General features: G+C 52.8%; 1 rRNA gene. It reads right to left on the bottom strand.

The features are described from left to right. A 23S ribosomal RNA gene (locus tag C400_RS0125960) occupies positions 1 to 636 on the bottom strand; the annotation flags it as partial.

Raw genomic sequence — 636 nt, 5'->3', positions numbered from 1 at the left:
ATCCCCGCATTTTTCAACATGCGTGGGTTCGGGCCTCCAGTGCGTGTTACCGCACCTTCACCCTGGACAGGGTAGATCACCCGGTTTCGGGTCTACGTCCACGTACTCATTCGCCCTATTCAGACTCGCTTTCGCTGCGGCTTCAGCTCTTCACCTTAACCTTGCACGGGAACGTAACTCGCCGGTTCATTCTACAAAAGGCACGCCATCACCCGTGATTTTCCAAAGGAAAATATCATAGGCTCTGACTTCTTGTAAGCACACGGTTTCAGGATCTATTTCACTCCCCTTCCGGGGTGCTTTTCACCTTTCCCTCACGGTACTGCTTCACTATCGGTCGCCAGGGAGTATTTAGCCTTGGCAGATGGTCCTGCCGGATTCATACGGGGTTTCACGTGCCCCGCACTACTCGGGATCCGTCTCGGAGGGAACAGGTTTTGAACTACAGGGCTTTTACCTTCTCTGGCGGGCCTTTCCAGACCTCTTCATCTAACCGGTTCCTTTGTAACTCCATGTGAGACGTCCCACAACCCCAAGGAGCAAGCTCCTTGGTTTGGCTAATCCGCGTTCGCTCGCCGCTACTGACGGAATCACTATTGTTTTCTCTTCCTCAGGGTACTTAGATGTTTCAGTTCC

It is taken from the genome of Paenibacillus sp. ICGEB2008, assembly GCF_000307675.1.
GTDB classification, from domain to species: Bacteria; Bacillota; Bacilli; order Paenibacillales; family Paenibacillaceae; genus Paenibacillus; species Paenibacillus polymyxa.
This window is presented reverse-complemented; position numbering and strand designations above follow the sequence as displayed.